Annotated in this window: 9 protein-coding genes; 6 read left to right on the forward strand and 3 right to left on the reverse strand. The window is 51.1% G+C overall.

Features of this window, described 5'->3' with window-relative positions:
* The first annotated feature begins 157 nt into the window (after positions 1–157).
* Positions 158–1,594: a sugar porter family MFS transporter gene (locus tag DXV75_RS09910; protein WP_115593247.1), complete on the forward strand. Its 1,437-nt coding sequence runs from the start codon at positions 158–160 to the stop codon at positions 1,592–1,594.
* A gap of 199 nt (positions 1,595–1,793) precedes the next feature.
* A complete protein-coding gene (locus tag DXV75_RS09915) occupies positions 1,794–5,714 on the forward strand; it encodes a PDC sensor domain-containing protein (RefSeq protein WP_115593248.1) in 3,921 nt (1,306 codons plus the stop codon).
* Positions 5,715–5,746: 32 nt separating this feature from the next.
* Here DXV75_RS09915 and DXV75_RS09920 read toward each other — a convergent pair whose 3' ends face one another.
* The 3 genes from DXV75_RS09920 to DXV75_RS09930 form a co-directional block, all read right to left on the reverse strand.
* Positions 5,747–6,151 carry a DUF3392 domain-containing protein gene (locus tag DXV75_RS09920; RefSeq protein ID WP_245953169.1) on the reverse strand — a complete coding sequence of 135 codons (405 nt, stop codon included), beginning with the start codon at positions 6,149–6,151 and terminating at the stop codon, positions 5,747–5,749.
* Between the two features lie 89 nt (positions 6,152–6,240).
* Positions 6,241–7,134: a sugar phosphate isomerase/epimerase family protein gene (locus DXV75_RS09925; RefSeq protein WP_115593250.1), complete on the reverse strand. Its 894-nt coding sequence runs from the start codon at positions 7,132–7,134 to the stop codon at positions 6,241–6,243.
* A 59-nt stretch (positions 7,135–7,193) separates the two neighbouring features.
* Positions 7,194–8,207: a LacI family DNA-binding transcriptional regulator gene (locus DXV75_RS09930; protein WP_115593251.1), complete on the reverse strand. Its 1,014-nt coding sequence runs from the start codon at positions 8,205–8,207 to the stop codon at positions 7,194–7,196.
* Between the two features lie 287 nt (positions 8,208–8,494).
* Between DXV75_RS09930 and DXV75_RS09935 the strand changes: the two genes are divergently transcribed.
* The 4 genes from DXV75_RS09935 to DXV75_RS09950 are packed head-to-tail and all read left to right on the forward strand — an operon-like array spanning position 8,495 to position 12,888.
* Positions 8,495–9,667: a Gfo/Idh/MocA family protein gene (locus DXV75_RS09935; RefSeq protein ID WP_115593252.1), complete on the forward strand. Its 1,173-nt coding sequence runs from the start codon at positions 8,495–8,497 to the stop codon at positions 9,665–9,667.
* Between the two features lie 18 nt (positions 9,668–9,685).
* Positions 9,686–10,741, forward strand: coding sequence for a sugar phosphate isomerase/epimerase family protein (locus tag DXV75_RS09940; protein ID WP_115593253.1), 1,056 nt, complete (start codon positions 9,686–9,688; stop codon positions 10,739–10,741).
* Between the two features lie 52 nt (positions 10,742–10,793).
* Positions 10,794–12,014 carry a nucleoside permease gene (locus DXV75_RS09945; protein WP_115593254.1) on the forward strand — a complete coding sequence of 407 codons (1,221 nt, stop codon included), beginning with the start codon at positions 10,794–10,796 and terminating at the stop codon, positions 12,012–12,014.
* The gene (locus tag DXV75_RS09950) at positions 12,007–12,888 is read left to right on the forward strand and encodes a hydroxypyruvate isomerase family protein (protein WP_115593255.1); all 882 of its coding nucleotides are present in this window, start codon (positions 12,007–12,009) and stop codon (positions 12,886–12,888) included. Before DXV75_RS09945 ends, DXV75_RS09950 begins: the two co-directional genes overlap by 8 nt.
* Positions 12,889–12,919: the final 31 nt, after the last annotated feature.

Raw genomic sequence — 12,919 nt, forward strand, 5'->3', positions numbered from 1 at the left:
GGCATCATTTCCGTGCATTTTGCAACGTTACCGAATAGCTCATTTCCCTTACATCGCTCGAGAAATTGAACGTGGACTGACACCGCTGTAGAGGCTGGCAGGCTGCAAAGTACAACATAAATACAATAGTGTTATCTTTTTTAAAAGGAGTAAGTCAATGGACTCAGCTGCTCAGGCGTCCGCCGAATCCTTCGCGGACCAGGACGCGCACAATACCGGTTTTATTCTGTTTATCAGCGTGGTCGCTACCATTGGCGGTTTTCTGTTTGGTTTTGACAGTGGTGTAATCAACGGTACAGTTGATGGCCTGCAGACTGCATTTCAGTCAGAGAGTGTGGGTACTGGCTTTAACGTATCCAGTATGTTGCTGGGGTGTGCTGTTGGGGCGCTGCTAGCCGGCAGACTGGCCGATTTGTACGGCCGCCGTGCGCTTCTGATGGTCGCAGCGGTGTTTTTCATAGTCAGTGCCTGGGGTTCTGGGGTGGCAACCGGTTCTGTGGAATTTGTCATTTATCGTGTGCTGGGCGGCCTTGCTGTGGGTGCCGCTTCTGTTATGGCACCAGCGTACATTGCTGAGGTTTCACCGGCCCGCTATCGCGGCATGCTGACTTCCATTCAGCAAATTGCGATCATCAGCGGATTGTTTGCCGCATTTTTGAGTAATTATTTGTTGGCCGATTCAGCCCAGGGTTCCGTGCAACCTTTCTGGCTTGATTATGAAGCCTGGAGGTGGATGTTCTGGATGGAACTGATCCCGGCATTTTTGTTCTTTGTTATGCTGTTTTTTATCCCCGAGAGTCCGCGTTTTCTTATGGTGAAAGGGCTTGAGAGCAAGGCCCGGGGCGTTCTGACCAGCCTGTACGGTGAGCAGGTGGCGGTACAGAAAATCCGCGAAATCAGCCAGTCACTTGCCAAGGACCACCATCGTCCGCAGTTTTCAGATTTGATCAATAAGACCAGTGGCAAAATTCGTCCCATCGTATGGGTGGGAATTGGTCTGGCGTCCTTCCAGCAGCTGGTGGGGATTAACGTGGTATTTTACTACGGTGCGGTGCTGTGGCAGGCGGTGGGCTTCTCTGAGTCTGACGCATTGCTGATTAACGTAATGAGTGGTGCCCTGAGCATTGCCGCATGTGTAATTACCCTGATGATCATTGACAAAGTGGGGCGTAAACCACTCCTTAAGTGGGGCTCAGTCGGCATGACGATTACTCTGGGCCTGATGGTTGTTGCATTTATGAACGCAGATCAGGACCCGGATGGGAAGCTGATTCTGGGTGAGTTCGGCCCACTGGCACTGATTGCTGCCAATGCCTATGTGTTTTTCTTCAACATGTCCTGGGGGCCGGTAATGTGGGTGATGCTGGGAGAAATGTTCCCGAATCAGATCCGTGGCTCTGGTCTGGCCGTAAGTGGATTATTCCAGTGGGGCACTAATTTTGCGATCACCTGGTCATTCCCAATGCTGTTAGCCGGAGTAGGCCTTGCTGGTGCATACGGGTTCTACAGTCTTTGCGCCTTAATTTCGGTGTTTTTCGTGGCTTATGCGGTGCATGAAACCAAAGGTACCGAATTGGAAGACATGCAGGGCTGATCTTTATACAAGGTAGTATATAAACTTTCGGCGGGCCCCTTTTCTGGGGCCCGTTTTTGTTTTCCCGTCGTACTGTCGGGCAGTGCGTGTTGGTGAAAACTAACCAAACACGGCCAGGTTTCTTATACTTGACGTATCAGAATTTGGCGAGACAGGCTTAACGCCTGAGTTTTGTCGCCCAGTAACCCGGTATAGTGTTATGCCCCTTCGTTCCAGTCGGTACCGAGGTGTGGTTGTTATCTTTATAAGTCTGCTGGTTAGTTTTGGCCTGTGCGGTCTTTATTACTATCTGCAAATCGAAAAAAACAAATCATTTCTCAACCAGTTACATTTTCGTGAACTGGAATTTCTTGCCAACACCATTGATCGCAATGTTGACCAGTTGCTGAGTGCAGCGAATGGCAGCCTCGGCAAAACCAATCTGAGCGGTGTGCTTAGCGAAAGCCTCAAACAGGCCCAGGTGCTGGAAAATAGTGGAAGATGTGGTGAACTTCAGCGGGTGTATATCGGTGAGCCGGTTAAAGCATTTGGCAATAAACCCATTGCGTATACTGTGGTAAGTCCGATATCAACCGCTTCAAATACCGGCTGGGAGACAAAAGTCTCTGCTGCTTCCGGCACAGGTTGTCAGGCAGAGGGAGGAACCGGTGCGAGTGAAGTTGTGGCTTTGCCATTTGTTGATCTGCTTGGCGGTACAGTTAAGCAGCACCCAATGGTACTGGTGGTTAACCGGCAAAATGACGTTCTGGCCCGCATAACCAGTACACACGCCGACGCCAATCTTACCGCTATATCCTTTGAAAGCCTGGAGCGGCTGTTTCTCTCGCCAGACACCAGTAGGGGGGCTGAGAAACCGCAAGGTGGCGCAACCGGGTTGGAAAATTATGCGCCCGGTATCAGTGGCTTCCAGGACGTGGTTATTGCGGGTGAACGCTATCGCGTGTATTTCAGGCCCTATTCCAATCCCAAACTTGTCGATGTGAAGAGCACAAGCGACGACTGGCTGTATCTGGTTGGGGTCAGAAGCCAAAAAGATATTGTGGCTGAGAAACTCAAGGTGCCACAGAGTTATCTGGCTTACCTGATCATCCTGTTTATGATGTGTCTGGTGGTATTTCCATTGCTGAAAGTACGGTTTATTGCTCCAGGGCAGGCGCTGACGAAAACCGACATCAATTGCTCAGTGTTTGGTTTGTTACTGTTCTTCAACATGCTGGTTATGCTGGTAACCAATCTGTATTTTTATCTCAATCAACAGGGCGCAATTCGTCAGCAGGCCCAAAATATCAGCAACCAGATAAACGCCGAGTTCGAAACGGAAATCGGCCAGCTGTTTGCAGGCATGTCTGAATTGATGAAGGAGTATCATGGGCAATTGTCCGATACCGACTGCGGCGAGGATTTCAGCACCTGCGTGTTTGACCAGCCCCCTTCGCTTGAAGGCGGGCCTTACTGGCTGGAAAACCTGTTCTTCGTCAAGCGGACGCAGGTGGATACTGATCCAAAAGGCCAGTTGGACAAAGTGTTGTGGGCCAGCAGATTCTTCTTGCGGGTTGAAAAGAAAAATCAGATGACGCAGATGATGCCAGTGAATGTCGCAAAGCGTAATTATTTCAGGCAGGCGTATTACTGCAATCTGTGGGAGTTGCCGGAGCGAATCTACCGGAATGCCTCTGAGGAGTTTGAATTTGATAATCCGGGCTGCCCTGGCGTGTTTTTTGAGCGTATTTACAATTACCGTGATAATCGGCTTACCACCCAGATATCGTTTAATAGCCAGTCCTTCATAGGGCCAGAGGAAAATACTGGTCCACCGTACTCTGGGGTGTTCAGCTTCGGTACCAAATTTCATTCCCTGTTCGAACCTGTATTGCCGCCAGGTTTTCGCTTTCTGATCTTCGACAATGCCTCCGGCAGTGTGCTTTATCACAGCGACAGTAGCCGGGTGTTGAGCGAGAACCTGTTCCATGAAACCGACAACAATCCTGAAATTCTGCTACGGATAGGCAGAAAGAATGAAAATATTCCGATTTTTCCTACCTACTATCAGGGCAAAAAGCATCTGTTTGCAATGCAACCAGTACTGGATGGAAGTATTCCGTGGTCACTGGTGGTTGCCTACGATCTGTCTTTTCATCAGTCATATACGCTGGTGTTTAATGCGGAAGTGATGACTTACTTTTGGCTTGCGGTGCTGATCTTGTGGTTGTGTTTGTCGCTGATTCAGATGTCAAAGGGAAAAATCAAAGACGTATTTATAATGTCGTTCTGGGCGCGCCAGGAGTGCTCAGAGAAAATGACCTATTTTTATGCTGTGGGGTTTATCGTGATCGGTCTGGCAAGCAGCGTGTTTACCCTAACGCTGGTGGAGTGGGTCAGTGCCCGGCAAGGAGACATGCTGGCAGCCATCAATCTGGAAAAATATAACGATGACTTGCTGAGTGGCTACCAGAAAATAGCGACCTACCGTGAGCGTGTGCTGGCCAATGAGAAGTACAATGACTTCAACAGGCCGGCAGATTCTGAGCTGGTCAGTGAGTATTTCCCGATGGTGTATTTTGGTAACCCAGATCATCAGGAAAAGCGGTGTGCCGGGAAAAGCGCGGCCTTTCTGTGTGAGTTTGAAAGGCAACAGCGGCAAAGCGGTCTGGATTTCCTGGGGCTTCTACGCGCCAGCTTTTTTGATGAATTCGGGGATTACGGTTTTTATTCCTCTCGAAAAATGCCGGGTATGGAAAGCGGGGAGCTGTTCAAATCGCAAAATTCGTTTATTACCCAATGGGAGCAGCAGAGGCACCTGCAGGCGTATGCAGCAAGCTTTCTGTTTTCCGCTCTGGTGATATTGTGTTTATTTCCAATGGTACGCAGCTGGCTGATTAAACGCGCATTGGGCATGCATATCACAGATTATTTTCGCACGGATACGCAGCAGGACCATTCTCTTATCAACGCCAACCATATATTGCTGATTCGCCCGACGGAGGAGTTCATTCACACTCAGGTGATCAAGCAGGCAACACAGCAGGGCTACGAGGTAATTGGAGACGGAGTGCTGGATTTGAGTAAGGAGTTTCTTGACGAGTCCACCGATGCAGTTACCCGCGTACGCGAGCGTCTGGAAGAGCATGTGCTGACGGCTTCCGGGCCAGGGCATGCCTTTATAACGCCCCATCGGCTTATACTCAGCGGTGTTGAATTGTTTGTGTTCAACCGCAGTGTCAGGCTGGTTATTCTCAGGGCGATGCAGGATTTGATGAATATCGGGAAGCTTCAGATTGTGCTGGTGTGCCAGGTTTCGCCCCTGTACCGCCTGACCCGGCAGCACGCCTATCCCAGTACCCACGATGAAACGGAATTTGCAGACACCGACGAGCAGTTTGCCTGGTGTGAGTTGCTTAATCGGTTTGAAAAGCAGTATGTCTGGAACCCACGGCATAAACCCGCATTGCTGCGTCCCCATGATCCTTTCTACGCATTTCTGCATGAATCAAAAGGCTGGCCGGAAATGCCGGAGATGGCTGCACAGTTCTGGCATTTTCACTTTAGCTTCAAACAACCGCTAAACGACCAGATTCGTATAGAGGCAGAGGTGAGTAAAGCATTGCGCATTTACCCAAAAGTGTGTGAAAAGCATGTTGAAGGGCTGCGCCGGCATTGGAATGCGCAACAGGTTGTGGAGTATTTCGCGGGTGCTGCGGCCCCGCTATACCGCATGCGATGGGAACTCTGTACCAAACAGGAACGGCTTCTGCTGTTTCAGATGGCCAACGGGCTTTGCCCCAACCCAGCTAACACAGTGCCTTTGGTTCATTTGGTGCGTCGGGGCTACATATACCGTTGTGGCGGGTGGTTTATCGTCAACGAAAGTTTCCGGCAGTTCGTACAGTCAGCCGAAGAGCCGGAGGTGTTTAACCGCTGGATAGCCGAATCCCGGGAAAGCGTGTGGCGTTATTTCCGTTTGCCCCTGATGGCATTTGTACTCGCGGCTTTGGCACTGGTGCTCTATTCCATGACCGAGGCCATCGAAACCGTGATTGCGGTTTTGACCGGAATACTCGGATTAATACCGCTGGCTGTTTCCAGCATGAACCTGATAAAGGGGCACGGGAACAGTTCCTGAGCCCGGTTTGATCGTGGTTAAACCGGGCCGGGTTAAATATAGCGGCGCCGTTCCGCCAGGATCCCGATTAGTACAAAGGCACCAATAAATCCCACACCCTGCAAATACCACGGCAGGTATTTAATGATGTGCAATAAAAACGGAGCGCCGTATAAGGTCAGGGCACCATAGCCGAATGCACACAACAGAATGAACAGGCTGGTGCGAATGATAAAATGGTACGACGAGAGCAACTGCTTCACGTGCTTGTTAATGATGTCTCCGTATACCACCAGAATGGTGGCCATCAACATCAGACTCATTTCGGTGTAATACCCTGATAACCATTGGCTTATCTGGCCAAGTACTTCAACCATCGGGAATGTCCTTGTGTCCTGTTGCCGTGCTGCATGTGGCTGGCGACTGAAAAAAGCGTCATTGTAGCGATAACCCGTCATGTCGCCAGCTTTTGTCGGTAATTTAGGTGTTGAAGATTATACCCGGGGAAGGTGCCGGGTGTGCCCCGGCGGGTAACTTTCCAGCAGGGTTATCCAAGCAGTTGAGACACTCCAAGGAAGCCTTGCTGAATGGTTTGCAGTTTATTGTCTGTGCGGTCGCGTTCAACGTAAAAGTGCTCAACCCCGGCCTTTTCGGCCTGGGCGAAGATGGCTTCGAAATTGATGTTACCGGTTCCTACGTCGGCAAATTCCCCGTTGGCGTCCATGTCTTTTACATGCCAGAGCTTGAATCGGCCCGGGTGCAGGTTGAAATAGGTCATCGGGTCCTGGCCTGCCTTTACTGTCCAGTAAAGGTCGAGTTCCATACAAACCAGGCCGGGCTCGGTTTCGTCCAGAAGGACATCAAAGGGGAGTTGGTCCTGGCGACGTTCAAATTCAAAGTCGTGGTTGTGGTAGGCAAGCTGTATACCCGCTTTCTTGCAGGCCTCACCAATTTCATTCAGTTGTTGCGCAAGTTTTTTGTAGTCATCGATATGGGTTCCCCGTTGCTCCTTGGACAGGTAGGGGATCACAATATACTGATGGCCCACTTCCTGCGCGGCGTCAAGAATCGCGCTGGTGTCGCTGATCATTTTGTCGAGCGCGAAATGAGCAGAAGGAGAACGCAGGCCTTCCCCATTCAGGATGGCGCGTATTTCGCTGGCGGAGTGGTCAAAATAACCGGCAAATTCCACTTCAGAATATCCAACAGCAGACACCATTTTAAGGGTTGCCGGAACGCTCGCCGCCATCCAGTCTCTTAGGGTGTAGAGTTGCAGGCCCACCTGGGGAGAGGAGGTTGCACTGGCAAAGGAGGCAAAGTTGGGCAGCATGCCTGCGCTCAGCACAGTTGCGCCGAGCTTAAGAAACTGACGCCTTTCAAAGGGGCTTGCTACCGGCGTGAGATTGCATTCGGCAACATAGGGTTGTTGGGTACCAGGCATGGTTATTCTCCGTGTTGTCGGTTGTAGTTTTGAAGGGCCAAATGACTATTCGCACCCCGTCAGCCCTGGAAACCGGGGGCAGGCCCGGTACTCTCTCTGACAATCAGTTCATACGGCATGATCACCGTGGGCGCTTTGGTTAGCTTTTGTTCAATTAAATCGATAAGTAAAGTCACCGCAGTGCGCCCAAACTCCTCGGCTGGCTGCGCAATTGTGGTCAGCGGAGGATCGCAAAACCGGGCAAAGGCAATGTCGTCGAAGCCTGCAACAGACATATCGTGCGGAATTTTCATACCGGCTTGTTTGAAGGCCTGTATCGCACCGATGGCGGTTTCATCGTTCTCGCAAAACACCGCAGTGGGGCGATGCTGTTGATTCAAAATTTGTTGTGCCGCCGTATGCCCGGATTGCAGGGTGAAGTCTCCGGCAAACAACAGGCGCTCGTCGAAGTCTATGCCCGCCTGGGCAAGCGCATCCTGATACCCGGCAAGGCGCTGGCGGGTCAGCGGACTGTCTTTCGGGCCTTTGATCAGGGCTATCCGCCGGTGACCCAGTGACAACAGGTGCTCGGTCATGGCTTTGGCCGCCCGACGGTTGTCCAGGGTCACGACTGGGCATGCAATCTGCTCAAGGGTTTCGCAGGCATTCACCATTGGGTAAAGGCCGTGGCCGTTAACCACAGACGAATCGAAAGGGTTGAACGCTCTAAGCTGGATCAATCCGTCTGCCTGTGAGGTTTGCACCATTTTTGCGTAGTCAGTTTCGATAGTGGCGTTGCCAAGCGTATTGGCCAGTAATATTGCGTAACCGTGTTCAGCAGCGGTTTGCTGCATTCCGCTGATCACCCTGGCGAAAAATACGTTCGCCACAGTCGGAACCAAAACCACCAAATTGTGAGTTTTACCTGAGCGAAACTTGACCGCCATCAGATTCGGCTTGTACCCCACCTCCGCTACCGCAGACATAACTTTCTGGCGGGTTTTGGGAGATACCCGCTCAGGTTGCTGCAATGTTCTGGACACGGTTGCCACCGAAACTCCAGCCAGTAGGGCAACTTCGCGAATAGTAGGCATGCTGTTGTTTTTTCTCCAGATAATCGTGTTTTTTAAGAAATGTAACCGGTATCAAAATATAAGCAATAATTATCGATAAAATAAGAAAGATCCAGTTTTTATAACAAAAAACATACAGCATATGGGAAGGCTCCTGGCATAACACAGCCTCTTGATGCGTATTGAGCGATATTTGAGCAATTTGAAAGTTGACAGCTTGAAATGTAATCCGTTACATTTTAACTTTAATTACATCTCAGTAACAACCCGTGAGATTGACGGGCCAAAGAGAGTACAAGGAAGCGGCCATGAGTAAGCAAGCAAAAATCCGGATTGGTATGATTGGCGGGGGCGCGGGGGCGTTTATTGGTGCGGTGCATCGTCATGCATATGGCCTGGACGGTGACTTTGAGCTGGTATGCGGTGCCTTTAGCCGGGATGCCGCTAACAATCTTCAGACCGGCGAGTCACTGGGGCTGGATAATGAAAGAATTTATGCTTCCTGGCAGCAAATGCTGGAGCAGGAAGCGAAACTTCCTAAAAGCGTGCAAATGCAGGCTGTGGTTATCGTGACGCCGAACCATCTGCACGTACCTGTGTCGGTTGCCGCAATCGAGGCGGGCTTTCATGTGTTTTGCGAGAAACCGGCAGCGGTTTCGCTGGCAGAAGCACAGGCTCTGGCGGATGTTCTGGAAAAATCGGACCGACTTTACGGCCTTGCACACACCTATCTTGGCTACCCTCTGGTCTGGCAGGCTCGTCACATGGTGCAGGAAGGCCTGTTGGGCAGCATTCGAAAAGTTTACGTCGAATATCCTCAGGGCTGGCTGTCTCAGGAAGAAGAACTTCACAATAAGCAGGCGTCTTGGCGTACCGATCCGAATCTTGCGGGGGGCAGTGGTTGCATGGGCGATATTGGTACCCATGCATTCGGGCTCGCTGAGTTTGTATTGACTGATCGGATAACCGAATTGTGTGCCGAGCTGAAAACGCATGTAGACGGCCGACGCCTTGATGATGACGGAGCTGCGCTGATACGCACCGGTAAAGGCGCGAGCGGTGTGTTGCTTGCCAGCCAGGTGTGCGCCGGTGAGGAAAACGCTCTCAAAATTCGGGTCTATGGTGAAAAAGGCGGGCTGGAATGGCGACAGATGGAGCCCAACTCGCTCATTCACAGTCCAGCCGGTGAGCCTTTTAGAGTACTCAGGGCCGGGCTCGGCCAGCCCGGTTTGTGCCAAGACGCATTGGCTCGTTGCCGCACACCGGGTGGGCACCCTGAGGGATATCTTGAAGCCATGGCGAATCTTTACACCGACTTTGCCCGGGCTGTTCGAAGCAAACAGAGTGGCAAAGCCGAAGGTGTCCCGGGCATCGGCTCAGGCTTAAGGGGAATGGCCTTTATCGATGCCATGCTTGCAAGCAGCAACAGCAATGAGAAGTGGCACAAGGTTGCCGACACCCGCTGTGTTTCTAAAGCGTAAACGGAAGGAGAATACGCGATGAATTCAATGAAAGGTCCGGCAATTTTTCTCGCCCAGTTTGCGGGTCATCAGACCCCATTTGACAGCCTGGCAGGGATGGCAAAATGGGCCGGGGATCTTGGCTACAAAGGGATCCAGGTGCCCACCAACGATGCCGGCATCTTTGATTTGGAACTGGCTGCCAGTAGCCAGGACTACTGTGACGAAGTGGCGGGCCTATGCAGGCAGGGCGGGGTAGAAATTACTGAACTTTCCACTCACCTCCAGGGGCAGCTTGTGGCTGTGCACCCTGCCTACGACGAACTTTTCGACAACTTTGCCCCCGCCGCCTTGCACGGCAATCCAAAAGCCCGCACAGAGTGGGCAGTGAATCAAATGACGCTGGCGGCTAAGGCAAGCCAGCGCCTCGGCCTCAAGGCCCATGCCACATTTTCTGGCGCACTGCTCTGGCATCTGGTTTACCCCTGGCCACAGCGACCTGCTGGTCTGGTGGAGCAGGGCTTCAAGGAACTGGCAAATCGCTGGTTGCCAATTCTCGATGCGTTTGATGAGGCCGGCGTAGATGTTTGCTATGAAATCCATCCGGGCGAAGATCTTCATGATGGTGCAACCTTTGAGCGCTTTCTCGCTGCAGTTAACCAGCACCCCAGAGCTAACATTTTGTTCGACCCTAGCCACTTTGTACTCCAGCAACTGGACTACCTGGACTTTATCGATCGTTATCATGACCGCATCAAAATGTTCCACGTTAAAGATGCCGAATTCAATCCAACTGGCCGTGCCGGAGTCTACGGCGGGTATGAAGACTGGGTGGACCGCCCGGGCCGTTTCCGCTCGCTGGGAGACGGGCAGGTCGATTTCAAAAGCATTTTCAGCAAATTAACTCAGTACGGTTTTGACGGGTGGGCGGTGCTGGAATGGGAATGCTGTCTGAAAGACTCAGCACAGGGCGCAGCGGAAGGGGCTCCTTTCATTGCTTCGCATATGATAAATCGGGCACAGCATGCCTTCGATGACTTTGCCGGAGCCGTAAGCAGTGAAGCGCGCAACCGCAGAATATTGGGTTTGGAATAAGAATAAATCGTCGTGCAATGGCCTGCAAAACGGTGGATAAAGGAGAAAGTCAATGAGTAGCGTCACCCTGCGCTTGAGCGTAATGATGTTTTTGCAGTTTTTTATCTGGGGGGGCTGGTTTGTTACCTTGGGTACTTTTCTGGGCAACAGCCTGGGTGCCACCGGCAGTGAAATTGGCATGGCCTTTTCCACTCAGTCCTGGGGGGCCATAATTGCGCCATTTGTTGTTGGCCTTATAGCTGACCGCTATTTCAACGCAGAGCGGGTTCTGGGTGTGTTGCATCTGATAGGTGCATTACTTATGTATCAGATGTATCAGGCGCAAAATTTTGGCAACTTCTACCCTTATGTTCTGGGTTACATGACAGCCTACATGCCAACGCTTGCACTGGTAAATTCAGTGTCTTTCGGGCAAATGCAGGATCCTTCCAAAGAGTTTGGCAAAGTGCGTGTATGGGGTACCGTTGGCTGGATAGTTGCTGGCCTGGTTATTAGCTATGGATTCTCATGGGATTCCACTGAGGCTATCGCAGGAGGCATGTTGCGCAATACCTTCCTGCTTTGTTCTTTAGTTTCGTTGCTTATGGGGCTGTTCAGCTTTACCTTGCCAGCCACACCTCCAAAGGTGGCTGGTGAAAGCACAGGGCTGCGTGAAATCCTCGGAATTGATGCGCTTTCCATGCTCCGGGAGCGTAACTTTTTGATATTTTTTCTGTCCTCAATACTGATTTGCATCCCACTGGCTTTCTATTATCAGAATGCCAATCCCTTCCTGACTGACATTGGCGTTGAAAACGCAACCGGAAAAATGACCATAGGTCAGATGTCGGAAGTTCTGTTTATGTTGGCGTTACCGGTGTTCCTCAACCGCTTCGGGATCAAAATCACCTTGTTGCTTGGTATGTTTGCCTGGGCGCTGCGCTATGTTCTGTTTGCCTATGGCAATGCAGACAGTGGTGTATTGCTGCTGCTCACAGGCATTGCTCTGCATGGTATTTGCTATGACTTTTTCTTTGTATCCGGGCAGATATACACCAACGCAAAAGCCACAGAGCATTCCCGTAGTGCGGCGCAGGGCTTAATTACGCTGGCAACTTATGGTGTGGGCATGCTCATCGGTTTTGCCGTTGCAGGACAAATTACTGACATGTACACCCAGCAGGATGAACGCATCTGGGCCAGCATCTGGTTATTCCCAGCGGGCTTTGCATTTGTGGTGCTGGTTCTTTTTGGGTTTATTTTTAAAACAGAGAAGGTATCAGCCAATGCATGAGTCTCGAAGAAGGTTACTGAAAGGGATGGCTTTGAGCGGAGTGGGGCTCGCCTCGGCGCTGCCAGTGCGGGCCCTGGCGAATCAATCTTCAGCGTTACCTTTGAAAGGCAACGTAAACCATTCGGTCAGCCGCTGGACCTATAAACACCTAAGCATTGAGGAATTGTGCATAGTGGTACGTCAGTTGGGGTTTTCTGCTATTGACCTTGTGGGCCCCGAAGACTGGCCGGTACTCAAGCAGCATGGAGTGGATTCTTCGATGTGTAACGGAGCTGAGCTCAACCTTAAGGATGGTTGGGCTGACAGCCGCTTCCATGAAGCCCTGATTCCCCGGTATCTGGAGCACATCGATAAAGTTGCTGAGGCTGGCTATAAAAACCTGATTTGTTTCAGCGGTAACACACGTGACTTAACGCCTGAACAGGGCCTCGAAAATGCGGTCATAGGCTTAAGCCAGATTCTGCCTAAAGCTGAACAAAAAGGTGTGGTAATTCAAATGGAATTGCTTAACAGCAAAATCAATCACCCGGATTACATGGCAGATAACACTCCTTGGGGAGTGGAATTGTGTAAACGGCTGGAGTCACCGAACTTCAAGCTTTTATACGATATATACCACATGCAAATTGATGAAGGTGACGTGATACGGACCATTCAGCAAAATCACGCCTACATCGGGCATTACCATACTGCTGGGGTACCGGGGCGGCATGAAATTGATGACAACCAGGAATTGAATTATCCCGCTATTGTACGAGCCATTCAGAAAACCGGGTTTGATGGCTACCTGGCGCAGGAATTTGTGCCCACCCCCAAAGACCGGGCGGGCAAGATTGAATCGCTGCGCAGTGCGATTCAGATTTGTGATGTGTAACCTCGTTGACAGCCCCGGGCACTTTTTGAGT

The sequence above is a fragment of the Alteromonas aestuariivivens genome, from assembly GCF_003367475.1.
In the GTDB taxonomy this organism is placed as follows: domain Bacteria; phylum Pseudomonadota; class Gammaproteobacteria; order Enterobacterales; family Alteromonadaceae; genus Alteromonas; species Alteromonas aestuariivivens.